Consider the following 25,077-nt stretch of genomic DNA (forward strand, 5'->3'; position numbering starts at 1 on the left):
GACGGACAACGGATGCCTTCACTTAAGGATCTGAAGAACCGGATCGCCTCCGTCAAGGCGACGCAGAAGATCACCAAGGCGATGAAGATGGTCGCCGCGGCGAAGCTTCGGCGTGCGCAGGAGGCGGCCGAGGCCGCCCGGCCCTATTCGCAGCGCATGGCTGCCGTTCTCGCCAATATCGCCCAGGCGGTCGGCGCGGACGACAGTGCGCCGCGGCTGATGACGGGAACCGGCAAGGACGACACGCACCTGGTGATCGTCTGCACGGCCGAGCGCGGTCTTTGCGGCGGCTTCAACTCGCAGATCGCCCGATTTGCCCGCGACCATGTGCGCAAGCTTCTGGCCCAGGGCAAGACGGTCAAGATCATCTGCGTCGGCAAGAAGGGCTTCGACATGCTTCGGCGCGACTTCGCGTCGCTGATCATCGACCGTGTCGACCTGCGTGAAGTCAAGAAGATCGGTTTCGAGAACGCGGACCGGATCGGCCACAAGGTCATCGAGCTCTTCGACAACGGCGAGTTCGACGTCTGCACGCTGTTCTATTCCGAGTTCAAGTCCGTCATTTCCCAGATCCCGACCGCCCAGCAGCTCATCCCGGCATCGGCTGGCGAAGTGGCCGCCGAAGGCGAAGGGGCATCGGCGATCTACGAATACGAGCCGGAAGCCGGCGCGATCCTCAGCGATCTCATCCCGCGCAATATCTCCGTGCAGATCTTCCGGGCCCTGCTCGAGAACGTCGCGGGTGAAATGGGCGCGAAGATGAGTGCCATGGACAATGCGACGCGCAACGCGGGTGAGATGATCGACAAGCTGACGCTCAGCTACAACCGTCAGCGGCAGGCGCAGATCACCAAGGAACTCATTGAAATCATCTCTGGCGCGGAAGCGCTCTAAGGTTACGAGAAGAGGGTAAGAATTATGGCTAAGGCAGCTACCCCGAAAGAAACCGCAGCGGCGAAGAAGCCGGCTGCTCCGAAGAAGGCAGCTTCCGCCAAGACAGTCGTTGCGGCTACGGGTGCTGTCGGCCGCGTGACGCAGGTCATCGGCGCCGTCGTCGACGTCGCATTCGAAGAAGGCCAGCTCCCGCAGATCCTGAACGCGCTGGAAACCGACAACAACGGCAACCGCCTCGTTCTCGAAGTCGCACAGCATCTCGGCGAAAACTCCGTCCGCACGATCGCCATGGACTCGACCGAAGGTCTCGTTCGCGGCCAGAAGGTCGCCGACACGGGTGGCCCGATCGCGGTTCCGGTCGGCAAGGAAACGCTCGGCCGCATCATGAACGTCATCGGCGAGCCGGTCGACGAAGCCGGTCCGCTGAAGACTTCCGCCCGCCGCGCCATCCACCAGGACGCTCCGGCCTATGTGGAACAGTCGACCGAGGCGCAGATTCTCGTCACCGGCATCAAGGTCGTCGACCTGCTCGCTCCCTATGCGAAGGGCGGCAAGATCGGCCTCTTCGGCGGCGCGGGCGTCGGCAAGACCGTTCTGATCATGGAACTGATCAACAACGTCGCCAAGGCGCACGGCGGTTACTCCGTCTTCGCAGGCGTCGGCGAGCGGACCCGCGAAGGCAACGACCTCTATCACGAAATGATCGAATCCGGCGTGAACAAGCACGGCGGCGGCGAAGGCTCCAAGGCCGCACTCGTCTATGGCCAGATGAACGAGCCGCCGGGCGCCCGCGCACGCGTCGCGCTGACCGGCCTGACGGTCGCCGAACAGTTCCGTGACGAAGGCCAGGACGTTCTCTTCTTCGTCGACAACATCTTCCGCTTCACCCAGGCGGGCTCGGAAGTGTCGGCTCTGCTCGGCCGTATTCCTTCGGCCGTGGGCTATCAGCCGACGCTTGCAACCGACATGGGCCAGATGCAGGAGCGCATCACCACCACGACCAAGGGCTCGATCACCTCGGTTCAGGCGATTTACGTTCCCGCCGACGACTTGACCGACCCGGCACCGGCAACCTCGTTCGCGCACCTCGATGCGACGACGGTTCTGTCGCGTTCGATCGCCGAAAAGGGCATTTATCCGGCCGTGGATCCGCTGGATTCGACCTCGCGCATGCTGGACCCGATGATCGTCGGCGAAGAGCATTACGAAGTGTCGCGCAAAGTGCAGTCGACCCTGCAGCGCTACAAGGCCCTGCAGGACATCATCGCGATCCTGGGCATGGACGAGCTTTCCGAAGAGGACAAGATCGCCGTCGCCCGCGCCCGCAAGATCGAGCGTTTCCTGTCGCAGCCGTTCTTCGTCGCCGAAGTCTTCACCGGCTCGCCGGGCAAGCTGGTTGCGCTCGAAGACACGATCAAGGGCTTCAAGGGTCTCGTCAACGGCGAGTACGACCACCTGCCTGAAGCTGCCTTCTACATGGTCGGCTCCATCGAGGAAGCCGTCGAGAAGGCCAAGAAGCTGGCTGCCGAAGCCGCCTGATCTGCATCAGGAACCGTGGCGCGGAGTTCCTTGCGCCACGGCTTTCATCCCGCCTGACAGTCGAGGCGGAGAACGTGCACAGCCCGCCGACCAGCGGCGCGCTCACCAGAAGTGAATGGTCATGGCCGAAAGTTTCAATTTTGAGCTTGTTTCCCCCGAGCGTCTGCTTGTCTCGGAGAAGGTGACCGAAGTCGTCATTCCGGCGACCGAGGGCGAGATGACCGTGATGGCCAATCACGCGCCGACCATGACGACCGTCAAGCCGGGCGTGGTGGCGGTCAAGACCGCCGCCGGAAAGACCGAGCGCTACGCCGTCTTCGGCGGCTTCGCCGATATCCTGCCTTCCGGCTGCACGCTTTTGGCCGAATCCGCCGTCCACGTCGACGAACTGGACAGCACGGTTCTCGAAAACCGCATCGAAGCGGCACGCGCGGAACTCGAAGGCGCCGGTGACGAGAAGAAGACGCGTCTGGAACAATTCATCGCCGAACTCACGAAGCTCGGGGAGATCGTGATCCCGGCCTGAAAGGGACATCCCGATAAGGGATAATGCCTATCGAACCCCGCCTCGAGCGGGGTTTTTCGTCTCCGCGAGTTCGTGTCTCCCCGGAAGCGCCGATAGGGCGTTTCAAGTCACCCGGTACTCTCCGTCCCTTGCCGCCCCTCATCCCGCTGCCGCGACCTTCTCCCCGCAGGCGGGGAGAAGGGGCAAGCCGCGAGGGCCCGGCCCCATCCTGGCACTCGCTTCGAGGAAAGAGAACAGGACGCCGCCGCGTGTTTCTTCGCCCCGCTTGCGGGGAGAAGGTGCCGGCAGGCGGATGAAGGGGGCTGCAAGCAGAAACGAAAATGCCCGGACGAGAGGTCCGGGCATTTCGCTATTCGACCTAGACTAGCCTCGGCCTCGGCCTCAGCTCGCGGCGCGTTCCGTCTCGTGCTTCTGGGCGTAGTAGTGGCCGAAGCGGTTGGCGAGGAAGGCGTCGAGCGCGATGTCTTCCTGGCGGACGAAGCCCTTGGTGGGGATCTTGCCTTGGGCGAGCATGTCGAGAACGGCGCAGATGCTGCCGGCGGTGGTGATCTGGATGCCGCTCTGCATGCGTCCTGCAACGACGCCGCTATAGACCTTGTTGGCGTAGGTCTCCTGCACCAGGCGACCTTCGCGGAATCCCGAAACGGTAACGAAGATCACGACCACGTCCTGGGTGGTGGTCGGCAGGGCGTTTTCGAGGATGTCCTTCAGTACCTCGCGGCGATGACGCAGGCCGAGGTCGTTCAGGAGCGCCTTGAAGATCGCGGCATGACCGGGATAACGGATCGTCTTGTAATTGAGCGTGCGGACCTTGCCCTTCAGCGTCTCGCAAAGCGTGCCGAGGCCGCCGGAGGTGTTGAAGGCCTCGTAGGTGACGCCGTCGAGCGAGAACTCCTCGCGCTCTTCCATCGCGGGAACTTCGATCAGCGAACCTTCCACGATCGCCTCGCAGGGCTCGATATATTCGTTGATGACCCCGTCGGTGCTCCAGGTGAGATTATAGTTCAAAGCGTTCGACGGGTATTGCGGCAGGGCGCCGACGCGCATGCGCACGCTTTCGAGCGTATCGAAATGCCGGCTGAGATCGTTGGCGACGATCGAAATGAAGCCCGGTGCAAGGCCGCATTGCGGAATGAAGGCGGTGTCGGCCTCAGCTGCGATCGCCTTGACCTGGCGGGTGGATTCGACGTCTTCCGTCAGGTCGAGATAGTGGATTTTCGCCTCGGCTGCGGCTTCGGCGATCGCGACCGTCAGATGGAACGGCGCGGCGCTGAGCACGGCGAATTTTCCGGAGAGCAGGGCGACGAGCGCCTTTCTGTCGGCGATGTCGACGACTGCGGTCGAGACGGCATCGTGCTTCTCGACCTGCTGCAACTGCTCGGCGCTGCGATCGGCGACGCAGACGCGGTAGTCGCCGCTATGTGCCAGCATGCGCGCGATGGTGGAGCCGATCTTGCCGGCACCGATGATGACGATGTCTTTCATTTTGTATCCCCGGGGTATGAGCCTCTTTCACCACCATTGTCCCGCGCCCGTATATTGATTTGAAGCGTCGATATGGCTAAATCGTCGGTCTGTATTCGGCATTTTGCCGATTAAGGTCGACGATATGCATGTGACGGACAAGGATCGCGAACTCCTCGCCATACTGAGCGAGAACGCCCGCATGCCGACGGCGACGATCGCCCGCCGACTCGGCTTGTCGCGCACCACGGTGCAGGCGCGCATCGAGCGGCTGGAGCGCGAGGGGGTGATCGCAGGCTATGGCGTGCGCCTCTCCGAAAGCTACGAGAAAGGCCTCGTGCGAGCGCATGTTCTGATCACGATTGCACCGCGGGCGCTCGGTCGGGTCACGCCCGAGCTCGCCGCCATTCGCGAAATCCGCATGCTGCATTCCGTCAGCGGCAGCTTCGATCTGATCGCGGTCGTCGCTGCAGCGTCGATCAGCGAGCTTGACCTGTTGATCGACCGGATCGGCGAAATCGAGGGTGTCGAAAAGACCCTGTCCTCCATCATTCTCTCGACGCGCATCGATCGCTGATACGCAGGTTCGCATCAATGCTCGGGCGTTGCGCCCCGCCCGGCAGGCTGCCCCGCTGCACTTTGCGGTTCTGTCGATTGGACCGGCCGCGTCCAGGCGCTCGGGCCCCTGATATAGGAAACGCTCGCGCCGTCGCCCGGGACCAGCCATTTTTCGCGGTCGAAATAGAGCTCGGCGATGCTCTTCGGCCGCGCGCGTGCGGCCTGATTGGCAAGAAAGTTGTAGCGGGGCGTGTCCCCCATCTCCCGCTTGAACTGGATACGACTGCCGAAGCGCTTGAGGTCGAATTCCTGGAGACCCTGGATCTGGAGAGTGACGCTTGCGCTCCCCGCCCAACGAACCTCCCTCAAGAAGACGGATGCCGCCTTGGCAGCAGCGCTGGTGACGACCGGTGTGTCCCCGCTGTGCTCGATGTTGAGTTTTACGCGAAAGGAGGTGATCTCCTCCTCGCCACGGCCCTTGACCAGGATAAAGATGGACGAGCTCGGCTCCTGGCCCGGGCGGGCAAAGGGAACGAGCGACGAGCACTCCCAGCGGCCGCTCTCGGCGGATTTCCATTCGAGGTCGCGGAAGCCGGCTTCCCTCAGTCCCTCGCAAAGCGCCCGCGGGTCGCTGCGGATCTGACGGATGAATTGCTGTTCCGGCGTTGCAAGATCCGCGAAGATGTGGGCGGGCAGGAGTGCCTTTGGCGGTTCGGGCTTTTTACGTGGACCGCGGGCAGTCTCCGGCAGCCGCTCCGCTTGCGGCGGCGTCATCGAGAAACCCAGTCCTGCGAGCAGCTGCTTCAGGTGGCGCTGTTCGTTGGCCAGGAGCACGGTCGCGGCGATCGCCGTAAAGACGAGCCCCACGGCGACGAGGAAGAAAGCGATGCCGGAACGGCTTTGCTGTTTCCTCTCCATCTTGCGCCGTCGCTCCGCCACGGGAAGATCACGGCATTCCACCGGACCGCTCCAAACCTTCAGTCGTGGCGCACCATAAGGGATCATGGCGCCGGCGTCCAAGAGGTGAAAGAGAGGTCTTCCTTCCTTCTATTCCACGCTTGTCCGCTGCGCTTCGGCGCGTGCCACCTTCCAGGTGGAATAGGCGAAGGCGAGCAGGAATATCGCCGTCATCAGAAGGACGATGGTGGGTGCCGGTGCGCTGTCGATGAAGAAGGAGAGATAGACGCCGCAGAAGGAGGCGGCGACGGCGACGATCACCGCGACCGCCAGCATGTGGCCGAACGTCCGCGTGACGAGATAGGCGATCGCGCCGGGGGCAATGAGCATGGCGATGGCCAGGATCAGCCCGACCGCCTTGAGGGCGCCGACGATCGTCAGCGACAGGATCGCCAGCAGTCCGTAGTGCAGCCAACTGACCCTCAGACCGATCGCGCGTGCCTGAGCCGGATCGAAGGCGTGGAGCAGCAGGTCGCGCCACTTCAGGCCGAGAATGCCGGCGGCGAGAAGCGCGATGAGGCCCGTCTCCAGAATGTCGCCCCAGCCGATGCCGAGCATGTCGCCGAAGAGGATGTGATCGAGATGCACGTCGCTCTGGATCTTGGTGTAGAGCACAAGGCCAAGGCCGAACATGCCGGAAAAGACGACGCCCATCACCGTGTCCTGCTTGATGCGGCTGTTTTCCTTCAGATAGCCGGTCAAGAGTGCGCAGCACATGCCGGCCGTAAAGGCGCCGACGGCGAGCGGCAGGCCGACAATGTAGGAGACGACGACGCCGGGGAAGACCGCATGCGAGATCGCGTCGCCCATCAGCGACCAGCCCTTGAGGACCAGGAAGCAGGAGAGCATCGCCGTCGGAATCGCGACCAGGACCGAGATCAGGAGCGCATTGCGCATGAACTCGAACTCGAAAACGGCAAGGAGCATGTCGAGCGAAGGCATCATGCGGTCTCCAGAGCCTCGGATGCGCGGCGGCGTGCAGCGAGCAGCCCGTGTTTCGGGGCAAATACGAAGGCAAACAGAAAGATCGCAGTTTGCAGGACGATGATGATGCCCCCGGTTGCGCCGTCGAGGAAGTAGCTCGCATAGGCGCCGACGAAGCTCGTCAGGGCCCCGATCGCGACGCTGATCACGATCAGCCGCGGGAAACGATCCGTCAGGAGATAGGCGGTTGCGCCGGGGGTGACGACCATGGCGATGACGAGGAAGGCGCCGACCGTCTGCAGCGCCGCCACGGTCGAGGCCGAAAGGAGCGTGAAGAAGAGCACCTTCAGGAAGGTGGTGTTGATGCCGATCGAGCGGGCGTGGCTTTCGTCGAAGAAAGTCACCATCAGGTCCTTCCACTTCGCGGACAGGATCAGCAGCGAGACGATGCCGATGATGGCGAGCTGCAAGGTGTCGGCCGGCGTGATGGCGAGGATATTGCCGAGCACGATCGTCTGGATGTTCACCGAGGTTGGCGACAGAGAGACCATGAACAGGCCGAGACCGAAGAAGGAGATGAAGATCAGGCCGATGATCGTGTCCTCCTTCAGCCGCGTGCGCTGGTTGAGGAACAGCATGGCCCCGGCGGCAAGCGCACCGGAAAAGAAGGCGCCTAGCGAGAAGGGAAGCCCGAGCATGTAGGCCCCGGCGACGCCCGGCACAATCGAGTGAGAGAGCGCATCGCCGATCAGCGACCAGCCCTTCAGCATGAGATAGGCCGAAAGGAACGCGCAGACCGCGCCCACGAGTGCGCTTACCCACATGGCATTCACCATGTAGCTATAGGCGAAGGGCTCGACGAGCGTGGCGATCATTCGGAGTCCGCCTCGGAATCCGATTCCGGTTTGGCCGGCTGCGCAACCATGCGGTCGCGGGCGCCATACATGACGAGCGGACGCTCGTCGTCGCTGATGACCGAGAGCTGGCGTGGATCGGCATCGTCATGGAGGTTCTCTCCGCCGAGCACGAAGTGACGCAGGACGCCCCCGAAGGCGAGCTCCAGGTTTTCGCGGGTGAAAGTGGTTTCCGTCGGACCGTAGGCGAGCACCGTATTTTTCAGAAGGATGGTGCGGTCGCAGAATTCCGGCACGCTTCCGAGATTATGGGTGGAGACGAGCATCACGCGACCCTCTTCGCGAAGCGCGACGAGCAGGCGGATGATAGCGTCCTCCGTCTTCACGTCGACCCCCGTGAAAGGCTCGTCGAGCAGGATGACGCGGCCGTTCTGGGCAAGTGCCCGGGCCAGGAAGACCCGCTTCTTCTGGCCTCCGGAAAGCTCGCCGATCTGGCGCTTGCGGAACTCGCTCATGCCGACCCGTGCCAGCGCCGTCTCGACCGCCTCGTGATCGGCCTTTTTGGGGATGCGCAGCATGTTCATATGGCCGTAACGGCCCATCATCACCACGTCTTCGACGAGGACGGGAAAATTCCAGTCGACCTCTTCGGCCTGCGGGACATAGGCGACGAGGTTCTGTTTCAATGCCTGCGACACGGTGAGGCCCAGGATCGAGATGTCGCCCTTGGCCAGCCGGACGAAGCCCATGATCGCTTTGAACAGCGTCGACTTGCCGCTGCCGTTTACGCCGACGAGGGCCGCGATGGTGCCCGTCGGGATTTCGAAGGAGGCGTCGCGCAGCGCCCGGTGGCCGTTGCGGTAGGTCACCGTAGCACCGCTGACGCGAATGCCGCCATCCTCGTCTTGCGGAGCAGCTCCCGGATAGGCGGGGGCCTTTTCCTGAAGGTTCATTGCGACAAGCCTTTCGCGATCGTTTCCGATGTAACGCGCAGCAGATCGATATAGGTCGGAACGGGACCGTCGGTCTCGCTCAAGGAGTCGACATAGAGCACGCCTCCGTATTTTGCACCCGTCTCCCGCGCGACCTGCTCAGCGGGGTCGGGCGAAATGGTGCTTTCGGAGAAGACGACGGGTATCCGATTAGCCCGAACGACGTCGATCACCTTGCGCACCTGCTGCGGCGTGCCTTGCTGGTCGGCATTGATCGGCCAAAGATAAAGCTCCTTCATGCCGAAATCGCGGGCGAGATAGCTGAAGGCGCCCTCGCTTGAAACGAGCCATCGCCTTTCCGCCGGGATCCTTTCGAGCTCGGCGCGGATGGGTGCGACCGCCGCCTGGATCTTCTTCTTGTAGGCCTCGGCATTGGCTTTGTAGACCTCGGCATTGGGGGGATCGTGTTGCACGAAGGCGTCGCGAATATTGTCGACATAGATCAGTGCGGCCGATGGCGACATCCAGGCATGCGGGTTGGGTTTGCCGGTATAGGGGCCCTCGGCGATGCCCATCGGCTCGACGCCCTCGGAGACGACGACGCCCGGAACGCCGTCGAAGTTCTGGAAGAACCTTTCGAACCAGAGCTCGAGGTTCAGCCCGTTCCAGAGAATGAGGTCGGCATCATGCGCCTTGAGGATATCGCGGGGCGTCGGCTGGTAATTGTGGATCTCGGCGCCCGGCTTGGTAATCGATTCGACCACCGCGGCGTCGCCCGCGACGTTCTGCGCCATATCGGCGATGACCGTGAAGGTGGTGACGGCCTTGAGCTTTTCCGCCGCCCGGGCGGCCGCCGGCAGAAGCGATAGAGCAGCCATCGCCGCTGCGGCCGCCACGATCATGCGCCTCGTTGGATGGATCATCCGGCTCTCCTCTTTGCGAACCCTAATATGGGTAGGCGAATGGTCTGCATAAGTCAATGCAAATGAGAAGCATTTGCAACTAGCTATTTCCAAAAGGCGTCCCCTTGGCTAGTGTCGCGGGATGAGCCAGAGCAAGAATCGGATCGAGGAACTGGAAGGAATCCTGCGGGAAGGCGGCGTCCGTGTGACGCGCCAGCGCGCCGCGATCCTCAAGATCCTGGCCGAGGCCGCGGACCACCCGGATGCCAGCGAACTTCACCGGCGCGCGAAGGAAATCGACGCGACGGTGTCGCTCTCGACGGTATACCGGACGCTTTCCGCGCTGGAGCAGCAAGGGGTGGTGCAGCGGCATGCCTTCGAGAATGCGACTGCCCGCTTCGAGACGGCGGATGCGCCCCACCACGATCACCTGATCGATATCGAAACGGGTGCGGTGATCGAGTTTCGCTCCGACAAGATCGAGCAGTTGCAGGCGGAGATCGCTGCCGAACTCGGCTACGACCTGGTGCGCCACCGGCTGGAGCTCTATTGCCGGAAGCGCAAGGACTGAGCGGAATTACCCTCCGACAGCGGCAATCTTGGGGCGCGTCGGCATGGTCATGGCGGCGACGCCGGCGATGACGCAGCCGAGGCCGAGCCATGCGGTGGTCGAAAGCGTTTCCCCGAGAAATACCACTCCGATCGCAACGCCGATCGGAACGCGTACATAGGCCTGTGCCGTCGCGCCGACGGAACCGAGCGTGTGGATCAGACGGAAATAGATGACGAAGGCGAGCGCGGTCGAGAAGACGGACAGGCAGAGGAGCGCGATCAGCGATTCCGGCGAGGGATCGAGCGTCCAGGGCCGATCGACGACGAGGCTTGCCGGGATGAGCAGGGCCGCACCCGCGAGAAGCGACCCGCAAGCGGGCATCATCGGATCGAGACCCCTGAAGCCCTTCCCGAATATCGCCGCGCCGGCATAGCAAACCGTCGCAAGAACGACCGCAAGCTGCGGGATGAGCTGATTGCCGATGCCGCGGAAGGCCTCGAGACCGATGATCAGCGCGATTCCGGCGAGGCCCGCAAGGACGCCCAGGAACTTGCGGGCGGTAACGGGCTCGTGCCGGGTGATCAGCGCCGTCAGGAGAAAGGCGAAGATCGGCGTCGTGGAGTTGAGGATGGCCGCGACGCCGGCATCGATCGTACGCTCCGACCAGGCGATCAAGGTGAATGGGACGACGCTGTTGAGGCAGGCCTGGAACAGGAACCGCCGCCACATCGCCCCGTCTCGCGGCAATGTCAGGCCGCGCCATGCGATCAGCGCCAGAAGAACCATGCCGGCAAGCAGCGTCCGCGCGGCGATCAGCGTCACCGGGGGAATGGTTTCGACGCCGATCTTGATGAAGGTGTAGGAGGCGCCCCAGAGCGTTGCCAGGGCGACAAGCAGAAGCAGTTCGAGAGTGAGACGTGGCCTGTCCATGAATGCGGTCCTTGTGAATCGTTGTTCATCGGACCATTCCTAGCGTCCGGAGCCCCTGCGATGCTTCGGTGCCGATCGAAGTATGGCGCATACCCCGCGGGCCTTCGCCCGCGGGGTATCGCGGTTCAATGGCCGTCTGCCAGCCGCGCGGCCTCGACGCATGCGGAACGCTCGATGCTGAGGCCGTTGAAGAAGGCATTGAGCACGACGGCCGAGGCCGCGGCGAGCACTATGCCGGACTCGATGATGGGATGGATCGCATGCGGCATCCACATCAGGAAGTTGGGTGCGATCATCGGAATGAGGCCGAAGCCGACGGAGACGGCGACCACGAACAGGTTGTTCCGCGAGGACTTGAAGTCGACCGTCGAGAGTATCCTGACGCCGGTTGCCGCCACCATGCCGAACATCACGAGCCCCGCTCCGCCGAGAACGAAGGTCGGAACCGCCTCGACCAGCGCGCCCATCTTCGGGATAACGCCCAGCAGGATCATGATGACGCCGCCCATCACGCAGACGTAGCGGCTCTTGACGCCGGTGACGCCGACGAGGCCGACATTCTGCGAAAAGCTCGTATAGGGAAATGTATTGAAGAGACCGCCGATGATGGTGCCGAGACCGTCCACCCGAAGTCCGGCGGTCAATTGCTGTTGCTTGACCTCGCGGTTCGTCATCTCGCCGAGTGCCAGGAACATGCCGGTCGATTCGATCATCACGACGATCATGACAAGCGACATGGTGGCGATCAGCACCGGATCGAAGATCGGCATGCCGAAGCGCAATGGGGTCACGACGGCGAACCAGCCGGCGCTCGCCACGCGATCGAAATGCATCATGCCGAGCATGGCTGCCGCGACGCATCCGATCACGATGCCGATCAGAACCGCGATGTTGCTGATGAGCCCCTTGCCGAAACGGGCCACTACGAGAATGGAGACCAGCACGAAGGCGGCAAGCGCCACATGGCCCGGTTCAGCATAGATCGGGTTCGGAACCGTGGCACCTAGGACCAGCCCGTCCGGCACGGCCGGACCGCCGGTTGCGGCGAGCTGCTTCAAATCGGCCAGCCATTGCGCGTGAGCCGGATCGACGAGTTTCGGCGCCGTCGGACCGAAGGGGTTGCCGAATATCCAGTTGACGCCGACGCGCATCAGGGTCACCCCGATGACGAGAATGATGGTGCCTGTGACGACGGGCGGGAAGAACTTCAGCAGGCGTCCCATGATGGGCGCGATGAGAAGCGCGACGAGGCCGGCGCCGATGATCGCGCCGAAGATCGTCCTTGCTCCGTCGATGCCGGGCGTCATGGCGGCCATGGAGACCATCGGGCCGACGGCGGCAAAGGTGACGCCCATCATCACGGGAAGGCGGATGCCTATACCCCTGGTCAGCCCGAGCGACTGAATGATGGTGACGATGCCGCAGACGAACAGGTCCGCCGAGATCAGGAAGGCGACGTCCTCCGGGCTCAGCTGCAGCGCCCGGCCGACGATCAGGGGCACTGCGACGGCGCCGCCATACATGACAAGAACATGCTGTATCCCGAGGGTCGCAAGCCTGCCGATCGGCAGGCGCTCGTCCACGGGATGTATGCTGGATGCGTCGTTCATGGTTCCTCCTCCATCGCCGCCACCGTCCGTTCCCGTCCTCCAACGGGGAGGGAATTTTTCGCGCCGCAGGAGCATGCCGCAAGGGTGCAGGAAGTGAAAACACTTTCGGATTTTCGAGGGTAATCGGGCGCATCGCACGCGATCCGGACATGCGCCCGGATCGCGTTCAGGGGAACGGCTTGCCGGCCGTCAATGCGCTTCCGCGGCAAGCACGCGCACTTCCGTGCCGTTGGCGTCGTAGAGCTTGCCGTTGAGGAAATAGTCGCCGTCGTGCAGTCGCGCGATGTCCTGATAGCGGAGCGTCCGCTCCGTCCCGGCGACGAACACCGATTGCTGGTCCGAGTTCCCGGCGGTCATATGGTTGAAGATCAGGTTGAGGCCGATCGCCATCAGCGCGGCGGAGCTGATGCCGGAATGGAAGATCGTCTCGACCCAGGCCGGGAAATGCTCGTAGAAGGTCGGCGAGGCGATCGGGATCATGCCGAAGCCGATCGAGGTCGCGACGATGACGAGGTTCATGTTGTTGGCGTAGTCCACCTTCGACAGGGTGCGGATGCCGCTCGCAGCGACCGTGCCGAAGAGCACGATGCCGGCGCCGCCGAGCACCGAACTCGGAACCGCCGCGACGATGCGGCCCATGACCGGCAGAAGACCGAGCGTGACGAGAAACAGGCCGCCGGTTGCAACGACATAGCGGCTCTTGACCCCGGTGACCGCAACCAGCCCGACATTCTGGGCAAAGGCGCTCTGGGTGAAGGAGCCGAAGATCGGGGCGAGCAGGCTCGACAGCATGTCGGCCCTGAGTCCGTCGCCGAGCCGGCGCGAATCCACCTTCGTTTCGATGATCTCGCCGACCGCCAGAATGTCCGCCGAAGTCTCGACCAGCGTCACCATGATGACGATGAACATCGAGGCGATCGCCGCGACTTCGAAGGTCGGATAGCCGAAGTGGAAAACCAGCGGAAGCGCGAAGAAAGGCCCTTCGGTTACCTGCGAGAAATCAGCCATGCCGGCGAAATAGGCTATCACCGTACCGATGATCAGGGCGAGCAGGATCGAGAGCCGCGAGATCGCGGCGCTTCCGAGCTTGCTGAGCAGGAGCACGATGACGAGCGTGACCGCTGCAAGCTGGATATTGGCGGGACTGCCGAAATCCGGGGCACTGCTGTTCCCGCCCATGGCCCAGCGCGCGGCCACCGGCATCAGCGTCAGTCCTATGGTGGTGATCACGATTCCGGTGACGAGCGGCGGAAAGAAGCGGGTGATCCGCGAAAATACAGGCGTTATCAGCAGGCCGATCAGCGAGGCGGCAATGACGGCGCCGAGCACCGACTGAAGCCCCCCATTGCCGGAAATGGCGATCATCGTCGCCACGCCGGAAAAGGAAACGCCCTGGACCAGCGGCAACTGGCTTCCGAAGAAGGGCAGGCCGATGGTTTGCAATATGGTGGCGAGGCCGCCGGCAAATAAGGATGCCGTGATGAGCAGGCCGATGTCGCCGGGGCCGAGGCCTGCGGCCTGGCCCAGTATCAGGGGCACGGCGACGATGCCTCCATACATCGTCAGCACGTGTTGCAGGCCATAGGCCAGATTGGCGCCGATTCCGAGCTTCTCATCCTCCGGACGCGTTGGTGATAGGGTTTCCTCTGCACTGTTTGCCAAGGTAATCTCCTCCAATACCTTTGCATGTCATCCACTTCTTACGAAGAAGGTGGCGAATAATGTCAGCGACGATGAGGCGCTGCCTTACCGAAATAGGGGAAACAGTTTTCGCCTGGCGGGCGGTAATGCTGCGGTGATCGCAGCGGCGAGCGTGGGGTGGCCCCCTCGATTCGAAACGAAAAAACCGGGGCCGTTTCCAGCCCCGGTGCCGCATCTCCTTTTACGAACGCCGCCGACGGATCGGGCAGCGTCTGTCGATCAGTTCGTCTGCCAGCTCTTGACCAGCTCGTCGTAGTTGACGGTGGTCGGCTTTTCCTTCTCGTTCTCGATCTTGAGCTGCGGTGCGAGGTTGCCGGCCTTGACGGCTTCGGCGTTCCAGTATTCCAGATCGTGCTCTTCGGCGAGCTTCGGACCGATGTCGCCCTGGACGCCGGCACGTTCCAGGCGCTGCAGCACCTTTTCCTGCTCGGCGCAGAGCGAGTCCATGGCTTCCTGGGCGGTTTTCGCGCCGGAGGAAGCGTCGCCGATCGCCTGCCACCAGAGCTGTGCCAGCTTCGGATAGTCGGGCACGTTCGTTCCGGTCGGCGACCACTGCAGGCGGGCCGGTGAACGGTAGAACTCGATCAGGCCGCCGAGCTTCGGGGCGCGGTCGGTGAAGGACTGGTGGTCGAGCGTCGACTGGCGGATGAAGGTCAGGCCGACATGGCTCTTCTTAACGTCCACCGTCTTCGACGTCACGAACTGCGCATAGAGCCAGGCGGCCTTGGCGCGATCGTCCGGCGTCGACTTCAGCAGCGTCCAGGACCCGGCGTCCTGGTAGCCGAGCTTCATGCCGTCCTTCCAGTAGACGCCGTGCGGGCTCGGGGCAAAACGCCACTTCGGTGTGCCGTCCTCGTTCACGACCGGCAGGCCTTCCTTCACGAAATCGGCGGTGAAGGCCGTATAGGTGAACATCTGCTGGGCGATCTCGCCCTGCGATGGTACCGGACCGGATTCCGAGAAGGTCATGCCCTGGGCAGCAGCCGGCGCATAGGCCTTCATCCAGTCGAGATATTTCTGGATGGCGTAGACCGAGGCCGGACCGTTGGTGTCGCCGCCGCGCGCGACGCAGGATCCGACGGGCCGCGAGTTCTCGTCGACCTTGATGCCCCACTCGTCGACCGGCTTGCCGTTCGGGATGCCCTTGTCGCCGTTGCCGGCCATCGACAGCCAGGCATCCGTAAAGCGCCAGCCCAGCGACGGGTCCTTCTTGCCGTAGTCCATGTGGCCATAGACCTTCTTGCCGTCGATCTCGCGCCCGGTGAAGAACTCGGCGATGTCCTCATAGGCCGACCAGTTGACCGGAACGCCGAGTTCGTAGCCGTACTTGGCCTTGAAGTCCGCCTTGTTCTTCTCGTCGTTGAACCAGTCGTAGCGGAACCAATAGAGGTTTGCGAACTGCTGATCGGGAAGCTGGTAGAGCTTGCCGTCCGGCGCGGTCGTGAAGGATTTGCCGATGAAGTCGTCTATGTCGAGGTTGGGGTTGGTGACATCCTTGCCCTCGTTCGCCATGAAGTCGGTCAGGCTGCGGGCCTGCTGGTAGCGCCAGTGCGTGCCGATCAGGTCAGAGTCGTTGATATAGGCGTCATAGACGTTCTCGCCCGACTGCATCTGCGTCTGCAGTTTTTCGACCACGTCGCCTTCGCCGATCAGGTCATGGGTGATCTTGATGCCGGTGATCGCGGTAAAGGCCGGTGCGAGCACCTTCGATTCGTATTCATGCGTGGTGATCGTTTCGGAAACGACCTTGATCTCCATGCCGGCAAAAGGCTTTGCCGCATCGACGAACCATTGCATTTCCGCTTCCTGGGCGGCGCGGTCGAGCGAGGACATGTCGCCGACTTCCTTGTCCAGGAACTGCTTTGCCTCGTCCATCCCGGCAAATGCCGAGCCGGTAAATGCCAGCAGCATAGCCGCCGTCGTTGTCAAAAGGTGCCTTCGCATTAAATCCTCCCTTGGGTTTTGCGATTGCGTTCACTTGCAGTTTCAAAGGGCGCCCGCGGTGAGCGCCCTTCTTTTGGTTCCTCAGACGTAGCGGAAGACGCCGACCGCATAGATCACCGACAGGGCGACCGCCCACCAGAGATTTGCGCCGACCAGCCCCAGCCAGGCGAGGTGAATGAATGCGCTTCCGAGCAGCGACACGAAGAGCCGGTCGCCGCGGGTCGTCTCGAAGCGCAGGATGCCGACGCGCGGGTTTCCGCCCGGCCGGGCATATTCCCAGACGGCCATCAGCGACAGGAGCGCGAAGATCGTCAGAAAGAACATGGCGGTAGGGAAAGACCAGGCCATCCAGCCGCCGGGGATCAGCGGGGCGAACCAGTCGGTCTTGCCGTCCTTGGCCGGCAGAACGGAAAAAAGCAGGCCGGCCGCGATGAGATAGACGACGAGCACGGCGGCAAGCGCGACGGGCCAGCGGTTCTTGCGAGTGGCGATGGTTGCCATCAGACCCTCCCCAGGGCAAAGCCCTTGGCGATGTAGTTGCGAACGAAATAGATGACGAGCGCGCCGGGGATGATCGTCAGCACGCCGGCGGCGGCGAGCACGCCCCAGTCCAGACCGGAGGCGGAGACCGTGCGCGTCATCGTCGCGGCGATCGGCTTGGCGTCGGTCGTCGTCAGGGTGCGGGCGATCAGCAGCTCGACCCACGAGAACATGAAGCAGAAGAAGGCGGCCACGCCGATGCCGGACGCGATCAGGGGCACGAAGATCTTCACGAAGAAACGCGGGAAGGAGTAGCCGTCGATATAGGCGGTCTCGTCGATCTCCTTCGGCACGCCGGACATGAAGCCTTCCAGGATCCACACGGCGAGCGGCACGTTGAACAGGCAATGCGCGATCGCCACCGCGATGTGCGTGTCGATGAGACCGAAGGCGGAATAGAGCTGGAAGAAGGGCAGCGCGAAAACCGCCGGCGGCGCCATCCGGTTGGTGAGCAGCCAGAAGAACAGGTGCTTGTCGCCGAGGAAGCGGTAGCGCGAAAAGGCGTAGGCTGCCGGCAGCGCCACCGTCACCGAGATCAGCGTGTTCAGGACGACATAGGTGATCGAGTTGATGTAGCCGTTGTACCAGGAGGGATCGGTAAAGATCACCGCATAGTTCCGAAGCGTCGGATTCTGCGGCCACAGCGAGAAGGTGCTGAGGATCTCGCTCGTCTCCTTGAAGCTCATATTGACGAGCCAGTAGATCGGCAGGAGCAGGAAGACGATGTAGATCGTCGGCACCAGCCAGGAGAGGCGCTGCGAAAGTGGTTGCTTGTTGGTCATCATGATGTCTCCTCCCTCCTTCTCAGCCTTGCGCGTCGCTCGTGGTCATCACCGTGTAGAAGATCCACGACAGGAGCAGGATGATGAGGAAGTAGATGATCGAGAGGGCTGCGGCCGGGCCGAGGTCGAACTGGCCGATTGCCGTCTTGACGAGATCGATCGACAGGAAGGTCGTTGAATTGCCCGGGCCGCCGCCGGTCACGACGAAAGGTTCGGTATAGATCATGAAGCTGTCCATGAAGCGCAGCAGGAAGGCGATCAGGAGCACGCGCTTCATCTTCGGAAGCTGGATGTAGCGGAAGACCGACCAGCGCGAGGCGCCGTCGATCTTGGCAGCCTGGTAGTAGGCGTCCGGGATCGAGACGAGGCCGGCATAGCAGAGCAGCACGACGAGGCTCGTCCAGTGCCAGACATCCATGACGATCAGAGTGACCCAGGCGTCGAGCGGATTCTGAACGTAATTATAGTTGATGCCGAGCGAGGCGAGCGTGCGCCCGAGCAGGCCGATGTCGACCCGGCCGAAGACCTGCCAGATGGTGCCGACGACGTTCCACGGAATGAGCAGCGGCAGCGCCATCAGAACGAGGCAGATCGGCACGCCGATGCCTCTCTTCGGCATGTTGAGCGCGATGACGATGCCGAGCGGGATCTCGATCGCGAGAATGATCGCCGAGAAGATCAGATTGCGGGTGAGCGCATCCCAGAAACGGTCGGATTCGAGCACGTCCAGGAACCAGTCGGTGCCGGCCCAGAAGAACTCGTTATTGCCGAAGGTGTCCTGTACCGAATAGTTGACGACGGTCATCAGCGGGATCACCGCCGAGAAGGCGACGAGCACCAGTACCGGTAGGACCATGAACCAGGCCTTGTTGTTCCAGGTCTTTTCCATGTCAGGCCTCCCCGCCGACGCGCCAGGAATCGGCGTAGATGTTGATTGCCTTCGGATCGAAGGTCACGCGCGGCTCGGCGGGGATATCGCCGTCCTCGTCGACGATGATCGAGATCGGCCGGTCGGCGAAGCGGGCGCGTACGACCTTGTGGCGGCCGATATCCTCGACCTTCGTGACGGCGACCGGCATGCCTTCGCGGCCGAGGGAAATGAATTCCGGACGGATGCCGAGTTCGGTTCTGGCGCCCGGCTTGATCTGCGGCTGGAAATCGAGCGCGATCCTCTGGTCGCCGACGGCGGCCGTGTTGCCGGCGATCTCGGCCGGCAGGACGTTCATGCCCGGCGAGCCGATGAAGTAGCCGACGAAGGTGTGACGCGGCCGCTCGAAGAGCTCGGCCGGCGTGCCGATCTGGACGATCTGGCCGTCATACATGACGACGACCTTGTCGGCGAAGGTGAGCGCCTCGGTCTGGTCGTGCGTCACATAGACCATGGTGAAGCCGAACTGCTTGTGCAGCCGCTTGATCTGCGAGCGCAGGACCCATTTCATTTCCGGATCGATGACGGTCAGCGGCTCGTCGAAGAGGATGGCGCTGACGTCCGAGCGCACGAGGCCGCGGCCGAGCGAGATCTTCTGCTTCTGGTCGGCGGTCAGCCCGCGCGCAGTCTTCCTGGCCCAGCTGCCGAGTCCGGTCATCTCGAGGATTTCCTTGACGCGGCGGTCGACCTCCGTTTCGGGCACATGCCGGTTGCGCAGCGGAAAGGCGAGATTGTCGTAGACGGTCATCGTGTCGTAGATGACCGGGAACTGGAACACCTGGGCGATGTTGCGCTGCTGCGTCGTCAGATGCGTGACGTCGGTTCCGTCGAAGAGAATGCGCCCTTCGGAAGGGTTGATCAGCCCCGAAATGATGTTGAGCAGCGTCGTCTTGCCGCAGCCGGAGGGCCCGAGCAGAGCGTAGGCGCCACCGTCGTTCCACTCGTGATGCACTTCCTTCAGCGCGTAGTCCGCTTCCGATTTGGGCCTGGCGCCGTAGGCGTGGCGGATATGTTCGAGATTGATGCGTGCCATGGTTTCCTCCCCGACGCCCTTTCCTCAGGCCGTCCCACCGACCGCCCTGCCGTCCGGCCCGAAGGCCATGAGGTGGCGTGTGTCGACGAAGACATTGAGCGTTGCGTCCGGTTCGATCTCGTGAATGCCGGGTGCGAGCATGACCCAGCGTGCGCCCGCGAAGGCGACGTGAATGAAGCTTTCGGACCCGGTGATTTCCGAGATCGCCGTCTTGACCGTCAGCGGTTCGTCGCTGCCGTTCGGCTGGCCGAAAGAAAGATGGTGCGGCTGAAAGGCCACCGTGCAAGGGCCATCCCCAAGGGAACGAAGATGTGCGGGAACGGGAAGCACCGGTTTGCCTTCGAGCGCAAAATGCGTTCCCGCCTTCACGAGGCCGATGGTGTTCAGCGGCGGATCGGCGAATGTGCGGGCCGTGACGATGTCGACCGGGCGGCGATAGACGTCGATGGTGCGGCCGAACTGGGTGATCCTTCCCTCGCTCAGCGTGGCGGTGTTGCCGCCGAGCAGAAGCGCTTCCGACGGCTCTGTCGTGGCGTAGACGAAGATCGCGCCGGATGCGGCGAAGATCTTCGGCAGTTCCTCGCGCAATTCCTCCCGCAGCTTGTAGTCGAGATTGGCAAGCGGTTCGTCGAGCAGCACCAGATCGGCATTCTTGACGATGGCGCGGGCGAGCGCGGTGCGTTGCTGCTGACCGCCGGACAGGTTGAGAGGCGTGCGGTCGAGATAGGGCGTGAGCTTCAGGAGTTCCGCCGCCTTACGCACTTCGCGGTCGACGGCGGCGCTGTCGGCGCGCTTGATCCGCATCGGCGAGGCGATGTTCTCGTAGACCGTCATCGCCGGATAGTTGATGAACTGCTGATAGACCATGGCGACCGAGCGTTTCTGCACGGGAACGCCGGTCACGTCGGCACCGTCGAGATGGATCGAACCGGAGGCGGGCTTGTCGAGACCGGCCATCAGCCGCATCAGCGACGTCTTGCCGGAGAGCGTCGGGCCGAGCAGCACATTGAGCGACCCCCTCTCCAGCACAAGGTCGGTCGGGTGGATGTGCGTCTCTCCACCCACGACCTTGGATATCTTCTTCATTTCAAGCATTGAATTCTCCACCCCAACGGCAGTTCGGCCGTGGTACCTCAGGCGGCCGCGTTGACCGCGCCCCGCATATATTCCTCCAGTTCCGCGGTTTGCGCCCGCGAAAACTTCAGTCCCAGTTTCGTGCGGCGCCAAAGCACGTCGTCCGCGCGCAATGCCCATTCCTGGCCGATCAGCCAATCCACTTCCGCCGCATAGAGATCCGCCCCGAAGTGCTTTCCGAGGTCGGCCTCGCTCGCGGCATTGCCGAGAAGCTGCGCCGCCCGCGTGCCGTAGAGCCGTACCAGCCGGCGGGCGTGGGAGGCGGCCAGGAAAGGATAGCGCGTCTTGAGCTTCGCGACCTCGTCGTTATAGCCGCCGGTCGGAAAATCGCCCCCTGGGAGCTGCGAGCCGGCCGTCCACTTCCTGCCCTTTTCCCCGATGGTCTCGCCGATCTTCTCGAGCGCCGATTCCGCAAGCCGCCTGTAGGTGGTGAGCTTGCCGCCGAAGACGTTGAGCAGGGGTGCATCGCCGTTCTCGACGCGCAGCACATAGTCGCGGGTCGCCTCCTGCGCCTTGCTCGCGCCGTCATCGAAAAGGGGGCGCACGGCGGAATAGGTCCACACGATATCCTCTCTGCCCACCGGGTCGCTGAAATATTCGCTCGCCGCTTTGCAGAGATAATCGATCTCTGCATCGCTGATGCGCACGTCAGCCGGATTGCCGGTGAAATCGCGATCGGTGGTTCCGATCAGCGTGAACTCGTCCTGGTAAGGAATGGCGAACATGATCCGCCCGTCCGGGTTCTGGAAGAAATAGGCGCGCGGATCGTCAAACTTCTTCTTAACGACGATATGGCTGCCCTGGACCAGGCGGACATTGCGGACGTCGTTGTTGCCGACCGTCTCGGAGAGAACCCGGTCGACCCAGGGGCCCGCGGCATTGACGAGCATGCGGGCGCGTATCGTCTCGCGCGCGCCTGTCGCCGTATTCTCGATTTCGATCGCCCAACGGCCGCTCTCACGGCGCGCCGAGACGACGCGGGTGCGCGCCATGATCCTGGCGCCGCGGTCGGCGGCGTCGCGCGCGTTCAGCACCACGAGGCGAGCATCGTCGACCCAGCCGTCCGAATATTCGAATGCTTTGGTGAAGAGGCGCTTCAGCGGTGCGCCTGCGGGATCGCGCGTCATGTCGAGCGTCCTCGTCGCCGGCAGAAGCTTGCGGCCGCCTATGTGATCGTAAAGAAAGAGGCCGAGGCGGATCAGCCAGGCCGGCCGCGGACCACCCTTGTGGAAGGGCAGCACGAAGCGCATCGGCCAGATAACGTGCGGCGCCATCGCCCAGAGGACTTCGCGCTCCATCAGGGCTTCGCGCACCAGGCGGAATTCATAATGTTCGAGATAGCGCAAGCCGCCATGGATGAGCTTGGTCGAGCCTGAGGATGTTCCGGAGGCGAAATCGCTCATCTCCGCAAGCGCGACGGAATATCCGCGGCCAGCCGCATCACGCGCGATGCCGCATCCGTTGATGCCGCCGCCTATGACGAAGACGTCGAATATCGTCTGCTCTGACACTCTTGTTTTCCCCTCCACGCTCCGCGACACAAATTTTGTGCAATCGCGAAAGTGAAAACAGTTAAAGCGAAAATATTTCGAATGTCAAACGAATGTTCGGGCTTCGCGCTCGGGAATCGGAGAACGGATCACACCTCGGTCTCGACCAGCCTCACATCCTGGTCGGCACAGATTTTCCGAACGTTTTCAACGATGCAGCGGTCGGTGATGAATGTCTGTACCTGCGAGATATGGCCGATGCGCACCGGCGCGGTGCGTTCGAATTTCGTCGAATCCGAAACGAGGATGACATGGCGCGCATTGGCGATGATCGCCTGCGCAACTTTCACTTCGCGATAATCGAAATCGAGCAGGGCCCCGTCAGGGTCGATCGCCGAGGCGCCGATCACCGCGAAATCCACCTTGAACTGCTTGATGAAGTCGACGGCGGCCTCTCCGACGATGCCGCCGTCGGAGCCGCGGACGACCCCGCCGGCGATCACCACCTCGATCGAGGGGAAGACCCGCAACCTGTTGGCTACGTTGATGTTATTGGTGATGATCATCAGTTCCCGGTGGTCGAGGAGCGCCTCTCCCACCGCTTCCGTCGTGGTGCCGATATTGATGAAGAGCGAAGAATTGTCCGGGATGAGCGCGGCCGCGGCCCGGCCGATCGCCTGCTTTTCCGCCGCGGCGATCTGGCGGCGGGATTCGTATCTGACGTTTTCCTTGCCGCTCGGAAAAATGGCGCCGCCGTGAATGCGGTTCAAAACCCTGGCGTCGCAGAGATCGTTCAGGTCCTTGCGGATCGTCTGCGGCGTAACGGAAAAGCGCTGGGCGAGATCCTCGACCAGCACGCGGCCTTCCGTTTTCGCCAGTTCCAAAATCTCCGCCTGTCGTCCGGTCAGATACATCCGCCCCTCGCGTTTCGTTTTCTTTCATAATATGCAAAAACGAAAGCGGCGCAATTTCAGATTAGAAATATCCAGCGCGTTCGATTTTCGTTGCGGCTCGCGCCCGATCTGCGCTGTAATCGGTGGGGGCACGCCAGTCTGACGTTATCGGGAGGAAGAAAGCGCATGTATCATCCGGCCTTGTTCCAGGGCATGAACGTGGTGGTTACCGGCGGCGGAAGGGGCATCGGCCTCGAGGTCGTGCGGCTGTTCCTCGATTGCGGTGCGCGCGTGGTTGTGCATATGGGGCGGACGATCGCCGCCGACCGCCCCGAATTTCTCGACCTTGCAGCGGCCGAGGGCAGGGTGTTCCTCGCGGCGGCGGATTTCGTTGCCGACGGAGGCGTCGAGAGCCTCGCCGATGTGGTGAGGAGCCGCTTCGACAGCGTCGATGTCCTCGTCAACAATGCCGGCACGATGGTTGGCCGCTTTCCGGCGTCCGATCTCACCGATGAGCAATACCGCACGGTCGTGCAGCTCAACCAGACCTCGGTCGTCGAGATGACCCGGACGATGCTGCCGCTCCTGCGCAAGGGCAGACATCCTGCGATCGTCAACACGGTTTCGATCTCGGCGCGCATGGGCGGCAGTCCCGGCTCCTCGATCTACTCTGCCACCAAAGCTTTCGTCGCAACCTATTCGAAGGCGCTGGCGCGTGAACTTGCGCCGGACGGCATCCGTGTCAACTGCGTCTCGCCCGGCACGATCACGACGGATTTCCACGAGCGCTATTCGACGCCGGAGAAGCTGGAGGCGACGCGCAAGACCATCCCGCTCGGCCGGCTCGGGACGGCGGAGGATTGCGCGCCGGCCTATCTCTTCCTCGCCGCACATGCGCTTTCGGGCTATATCACCGGCCAGGTCCTGGAGGTGAATGGCGGGCAGCTCATCGCTTAAGCGCGCGTCCGCCCCTCATCCGGCTGCCGGCACCTTCTCCCCGCTTGGCGGGGAGAAGGCCAGTCCTCGGGTCAAACTCGAGGAGAGGCGCAAAAACGTGTGAACTGAGTGATCCGGATATGATCGACAAGCTGGAATTCTTTCTCGCACTGGCCCGCGAACGGCATTTCGGCCGGGCGGCGGAGGAGTGCGGGGTAACGCAGCCGACGCTTTCGGCAGCGATCCGGCAGCTCGAAGAACAGCTCGGCGTTATTCTGGTCAATCGCGGATCACGCTTCCAGGGACTGACGCCCGAAGGGCAGCGGGTGCTGGAATGGGCACGGCGGATCGTCAGTGACAGCCGTACCATGCGCGAGGAGATGCGCGCAGCGCGAAAAGGTCTTTCGGGGCATATGCGCCTCGCCGCGGTGCCGACGACGCTCTCCATGGTGCCGCTCATCACCGCGCCCTTCCAGGAGAAGCATCCGGACGTCACCTTCTCGGTGCTTTCGACCACATCGCTGCAGATCCTCGCGCTTCTCGAAAACCTCGAGATCGATGCCGGTCTGACCTATCTGGAGAACGAGCCGCTCGGCCGGGTGACGAGCGTGCCCCTGCAGATCGAACAATATCATCTGGTTACGGCCGCCGGTACGGCGCTTTCGGATCGCGAAAGCGTGACCTGGAAGGAAGTGAGCGACATTCGGCTTTGTCTATTGACGGCCGACATGCAGAACCGGCGCATCATCAATCAGCACTTTGCCGAGGCGGGCGCGGTTCCGAAGCCGACCCTCGAATCGAATTCGATGATCGTGCTCTTTTCCCACGTCCGGACCGGCCGGTGGGCGAGCATCATGCCTTATAACGTCGCGAAATCGTTCGGTTTTCATGAGGATATACGGATGATTCCGATCGTCGATCCGGACGTCCGCCATACCGTCGGCCTGGTCGCCACCTATCGTGAGCCGTTCACGCCGCTCGTCTCCGCGCTGTTGCACGAGGCGCGTATCCTCGGTGAGCGCAACCAGGTTCAATAGAAATTTTCTATCGATC

The 25,077-nt window shown here is 62.8% G+C and carries 24 protein-coding genes; 7 read left to right on the forward strand and 17 right to left on the reverse strand.

All coding sequences use genetic code 11. From position 1 onward, the window contains the following. Nucleotides 1–12: 12 nt before the first annotated feature. The 3 genes from N0Q91_RS19280 (at nt 13) to N0Q91_RS19290 (ending at nt 2,959) form a co-directional block, all read left to right on the forward strand. Nucleotides 13–894 carry a F0F1 ATP synthase subunit gamma gene (locus N0Q91_RS19280; RefSeq protein WP_018097276.1) on the forward strand — a complete coding sequence of 294 codons (882 nt, stop codon included), beginning with the start codon at nt 13–15 and terminating at the stop codon, nt 892–894. 24 nt (nt 895–918) lie between these two features. Beyond that, entirely contained in the window at nt 919–2,433 is a 1,515-nt protein-coding gene (gene atpD / locus N0Q91_RS19285) for a F0F1 ATP synthase subunit beta (protein ID WP_018097275.1), read from the forward strand. A gap of 121 nt (nt 2,434–2,554) precedes the next feature. Next, nucleotides 2,555–2,959 (forward strand): F0F1 ATP synthase subunit epsilon, encoded by a 405-nt coding sequence (locus N0Q91_RS19290; protein WP_026168835.1) that lies wholly within the window; start codon nt 2,555–2,557, stop codon nt 2,957–2,959. A gap of 381 nt (nt 2,960–3,340) precedes the next feature. On the opposite strand, the gene N0Q91_RS19295 is transcribed toward N0Q91_RS19290, so the two are convergent. Continuing rightward, nucleotides 3,341–4,444 carry a saccharopine dehydrogenase family protein gene (locus tag N0Q91_RS19295; RefSeq protein WP_275597220.1) on the reverse strand — a complete coding sequence of 368 codons (1,104 nt, stop codon included), beginning with the start codon at nt 4,442–4,444 and terminating at the stop codon, nt 3,341–3,343. A 124-nt stretch (nt 4,445–4,568) separates the two neighbouring features. On the opposite strand from N0Q91_RS19295, the gene N0Q91_RS19300 reads away from it, so the two are divergent. Then, complete coding sequence (locus tag N0Q91_RS19300; protein ID WP_275597221.1) at nt 4,569–5,000, forward strand: Lrp/AsnC family transcriptional regulator; 432 nt, start codon at nt 4,569–4,571, stop codon at nt 4,998–5,000. A 14-nt stretch (nt 5,001–5,014) separates the two neighbouring features. Here N0Q91_RS19300 and N0Q91_RS19305 read toward each other — a convergent pair whose 3' ends face one another. The 5 genes from N0Q91_RS19305 to N0Q91_RS19325 form a co-directional block, all read right to left on the reverse strand. Further along, entirely contained in the window at nt 5,015–5,899 is an 885-nt protein-coding gene (locus tag N0Q91_RS19305) for a DUF6030 family protein (protein ID WP_275597222.1), read from the reverse strand. A gap of 129 nt (nt 5,900–6,028) precedes the next feature. Then, nucleotides 6,029–6,883: a metal ABC transporter permease gene (locus tag N0Q91_RS19310; RefSeq protein WP_275597223.1), complete on the reverse strand. Its 855-nt coding sequence runs from the start codon at nt 6,881–6,883 to the stop codon at nt 6,029–6,031. Then, on the reverse strand, nt 6,880–7,737 hold the full coding sequence (locus tag N0Q91_RS19315) for a metal ABC transporter permease (RefSeq protein WP_275597224.1): 858 nt from the start codon (nt 7,735–7,737) through the stop codon (nt 6,880–6,882). Before N0Q91_RS19315 ends, N0Q91_RS19310 begins: the two co-directional genes overlap by 4 nt. Continuing rightward, nucleotides 7,734–8,669: a manganese/iron ABC transporter ATP-binding protein gene (locus N0Q91_RS19320; RefSeq protein ID WP_275597225.1), complete on the reverse strand. Its 936-nt coding sequence runs from the start codon at nt 8,667–8,669 to the stop codon at nt 7,734–7,736. Before N0Q91_RS19320 ends, N0Q91_RS19315 begins: the two co-directional genes overlap by 4 nt. Continuing rightward, on the reverse strand, nt 8,666–9,571 hold the full coding sequence (locus N0Q91_RS19325; protein ID WP_275597226.1) for a metal ABC transporter substrate-binding protein: 906 nt from the start codon (nt 9,569–9,571) through the stop codon (nt 8,666–8,668). The genes N0Q91_RS19320 and N0Q91_RS19325 overlap by 4 nt, the downstream gene beginning before the upstream one ends. Nucleotides 9,572–9,692: 121 nt before the next feature. Between N0Q91_RS19325 and N0Q91_RS19330 the strand changes: the two genes are divergently transcribed. Continuing rightward, nucleotides 9,693–10,121 (forward strand): Fur family transcriptional regulator, encoded by a 429-nt coding sequence (locus tag N0Q91_RS19330; RefSeq protein ID WP_018097266.1) that lies wholly within the window; start codon nt 9,693–9,695, stop codon nt 10,119–10,121. A gap of 6 nt (nt 10,122–10,127) precedes the next feature. Here the strand turns inward: N0Q91_RS19330 and N0Q91_RS19335 are convergent, their stop codons facing one another. The 11 genes from N0Q91_RS19335 to N0Q91_RS19385 all read right to left on the reverse strand — a co-directional run bounded on the left by N0Q91_RS19335 (nt 10,128) and on the right by N0Q91_RS19385 (nt 23,109). Beyond that, nucleotides 10,128–11,033, reverse strand: coding sequence for a DMT family transporter (locus tag N0Q91_RS19335; RefSeq protein WP_275597227.1), 906 nt, complete (start codon nt 11,031–11,033; stop codon nt 10,128–10,130). A gap of 125 nt (nt 11,034–11,158) precedes the next feature. After that, complete coding sequence (locus N0Q91_RS19340; protein WP_275597228.1) at nt 11,159–12,643, reverse strand: nucleobase:cation symporter-2 family protein; 1,485 nt, start codon at nt 12,641–12,643, stop codon at nt 11,159–11,161. Nucleotides 12,644–12,832: 189 nt separating this feature from the next. Then, nucleotides 12,833–14,305, reverse strand: coding sequence for a nucleobase:cation symporter-2 family protein (locus tag N0Q91_RS19345; protein ID WP_018097263.1), 1,473 nt, complete (start codon nt 14,303–14,305; stop codon nt 12,833–12,835). 258 nt (nt 14,306–14,563) lie between these two features. Continuing rightward, the gene (locus tag N0Q91_RS19350; protein ID WP_100674615.1) at nt 14,564–16,288 is read right to left on the reverse strand and encodes an ABC transporter substrate-binding protein; all 1,725 of its coding nucleotides are present in this window, start codon (nt 16,286–16,288) and stop codon (nt 14,564–14,566) included. A gap of 81 nt (nt 16,289–16,369) precedes the next feature. Beyond that, nucleotides 16,370–16,789 carry a DUF2160 domain-containing protein gene (locus tag N0Q91_RS19355; protein WP_275597229.1) on the reverse strand — a complete coding sequence of 140 codons (420 nt, stop codon included), beginning with the start codon at nt 16,787–16,789 and terminating at the stop codon, nt 16,370–16,372. Next, nucleotides 16,789–17,613 carry a carbohydrate ABC transporter permease gene (locus N0Q91_RS19360; protein ID WP_010970356.1) on the reverse strand — a complete coding sequence of 275 codons (825 nt, stop codon included), beginning with the start codon at nt 17,611–17,613 and terminating at the stop codon, nt 16,789–16,791. The genes N0Q91_RS19355 and N0Q91_RS19360 overlap by 1 nt, the downstream gene beginning before the upstream one ends. Nucleotides 17,614–17,632: 19 nt before the next feature. Next, nucleotides 17,633–18,499, reverse strand: coding sequence for a carbohydrate ABC transporter permease (locus N0Q91_RS19365; RefSeq protein ID WP_003530331.1), 867 nt, complete (start codon nt 18,497–18,499; stop codon nt 17,633–17,635). A 1-nt stretch (nt 18,500) separates the two neighbouring features. Then, on the reverse strand, nt 18,501–19,571 hold the full coding sequence (locus tag N0Q91_RS19370; RefSeq protein ID WP_275597230.1) for an ABC transporter ATP-binding protein: 1,071 nt from the start codon (nt 19,569–19,571) through the stop codon (nt 18,501–18,503). Between the two features lie 24 nt (nt 19,572–19,595). Then, complete coding sequence (locus tag N0Q91_RS19375; RefSeq protein ID WP_018097259.1) at nt 19,596–20,666, reverse strand: ABC transporter ATP-binding protein; 1,071 nt, start codon at nt 20,664–20,666, stop codon at nt 19,596–19,598. Between the two features lie 38 nt (nt 20,667–20,704). Continuing rightward, nucleotides 20,705–22,216 (reverse strand): glycerol-3-phosphate dehydrogenase, encoded by a 1,512-nt coding sequence (glpD, locus tag N0Q91_RS19380; protein ID WP_275597231.1) that lies wholly within the window; start codon nt 22,214–22,216, stop codon nt 20,705–20,707. 128 nt (nt 22,217–22,344) lie between these two features. Further along, entirely contained in the window at nt 22,345–23,109 is a 765-nt protein-coding gene (locus N0Q91_RS19385) for a DeoR/GlpR family DNA-binding transcription regulator (RefSeq protein ID WP_018097257.1), read from the reverse strand. 165 nt (nt 23,110–23,274) lie between these two features. On the opposite strand from N0Q91_RS19385, the gene N0Q91_RS19390 reads away from it, so the two are divergent. Further along, on the forward strand, nt 23,275–24,045 hold the full coding sequence (locus N0Q91_RS19390; RefSeq protein ID WP_275597232.1) for an SDR family NAD(P)-dependent oxidoreductase: 771 nt from the start codon (nt 23,275–23,277) through the stop codon (nt 24,043–24,045). Between the two features lie 119 nt (nt 24,046–24,164). Next, nucleotides 24,165–25,061, forward strand: coding sequence for a LysR family transcriptional regulator (locus N0Q91_RS19395; RefSeq protein WP_010970351.1), 897 nt, complete (start codon nt 24,165–24,167; stop codon nt 25,059–25,061). The last annotated feature ends 16 nt before the right edge of the window (nt 25,062–25,077 follow it).

This window comes from Sinorhizobium prairiense, assembly GCF_029201645.2.
Lineage (GTDB): Bacteria > Pseudomonadota > Alphaproteobacteria > Rhizobiales > Rhizobiaceae > Sinorhizobium > Sinorhizobium meliloti_A.

Coding starts and splice junctions, on each gene's coding strand:
- N0Q91_RS19280 (WP_018097276.1), top strand. CDS start 13: ATGCCTTCACTTAAGGATCTGAAGAACCGGATCGCCTCCGTCAAGGCG.
- atpD (WP_018097275.1), top strand. CDS start 919: ATGGCTAAGGCAGCTACCCCGAAAGAAACCGCAGCGGCGAAGAAGCCG.
- N0Q91_RS19290 (WP_026168835.1), top strand. CDS start 2,555: ATGGCCGAAAGTTTCAATTTTGAGCTTGTTTCCCCCGAGCGTCTGCTT.
- N0Q91_RS19295 (WP_275597220.1), bottom strand. CDS start 4,444: ATGAAAGACATCGTCATCATCGGTGCCGGCAAGATCGGCTCCACCATC.
- N0Q91_RS19300 (WP_275597221.1), top strand. CDS start 4,569: ATGCATGTGACGGACAAGGATCGCGAACTCCTCGCCATACTGAGCGAG.
- N0Q91_RS19305 (WP_275597222.1), bottom strand. CDS start 5,899: ATGGAGAGGAAACAGCAAAGCCGTTCCGGCATCGCTTTCTTCCTCGTC.
- N0Q91_RS19310 (WP_275597223.1), bottom strand. CDS start 6,883: ATGATGCCTTCGCTCGACATGCTCCTTGCCGTTTTCGAGTTCGAGTTC.
- N0Q91_RS19315 (WP_275597224.1), bottom strand. CDS start 7,737: ATGATCGCCACGCTCGTCGAGCCCTTCGCCTATAGCTACATGGTGAAT.
- N0Q91_RS19320 (WP_275597225.1), bottom strand. CDS start 8,669: ATGAACCTTCAGGAAAAGGCCCCCGCCTATCCGGGAGCTGCTCCGCAA.
- N0Q91_RS19325 (WP_275597226.1), bottom strand. CDS start 9,571: ATGATCCATCCAACGAGGCGCATGATCGTGGCGGCCGCAGCGGCGATG.
- N0Q91_RS19330 (WP_018097266.1), top strand. CDS start 9,693: ATGAGCCAGAGCAAGAATCGGATCGAGGAACTGGAAGGAATCCTGCGG.
- N0Q91_RS19335 (WP_275597227.1), bottom strand. CDS start 11,033: ATGGACAGGCCACGTCTCACTCTCGAACTGCTTCTGCTTGTCGCCCTG.
- N0Q91_RS19340 (WP_275597228.1), bottom strand. CDS start 12,643: ATGAACGACGCATCCAGCATACATCCCGTGGACGAGCGCCTGCCGATC.
- N0Q91_RS19350 (WP_100674615.1), bottom strand. CDS start 16,288: ATGCGAAGGCACCTTTTGACAACGACGGCGGCTATGCTGCTGGCATTT.
- N0Q91_RS19355 (WP_275597229.1), bottom strand. CDS start 16,789: ATGGCAACCATCGCCACTCGCAAGAACCGCTGGCCCGTCGCGCTTGCC.
- N0Q91_RS19360 (WP_010970356.1), bottom strand. CDS start 17,613: ATGATGACCAACAAGCAACCACTTTCGCAGCGCCTCTCCTGGCTGGTG.
- N0Q91_RS19365 (WP_003530331.1), bottom strand. CDS start 18,499: ATGGAAAAGACCTGGAACAACAAGGCCTGGTTCATGGTCCTACCGGTA.
- N0Q91_RS19370 (WP_275597230.1), bottom strand. CDS start 19,571: ATGGCACGCATCAATCTCGAACATATCCGCCACGCCTACGGCGCCAGG.
- N0Q91_RS19375 (WP_018097259.1), bottom strand. CDS start 20,666: ATGCTTGAAATGAAGAAGATATCCAAGGTCGTGGGTGGAGAGACGCAC.
- N0Q91_RS19385 (WP_018097257.1), bottom strand. CDS start 23,109: ATGTATCTGACCGGACGACAGGCGGAGATTTTGGAACTGGCGAAAACG.
- N0Q91_RS19390 (WP_275597232.1), top strand. CDS start 23,275: ATGTATCATCCGGCCTTGTTCCAGGGCATGAACGTGGTGGTTACCGGC.
- N0Q91_RS19395 (WP_010970351.1), top strand. CDS start 24,165: ATGATCGACAAGCTGGAATTCTTTCTCGCACTGGCCCGCGAACGGCAT.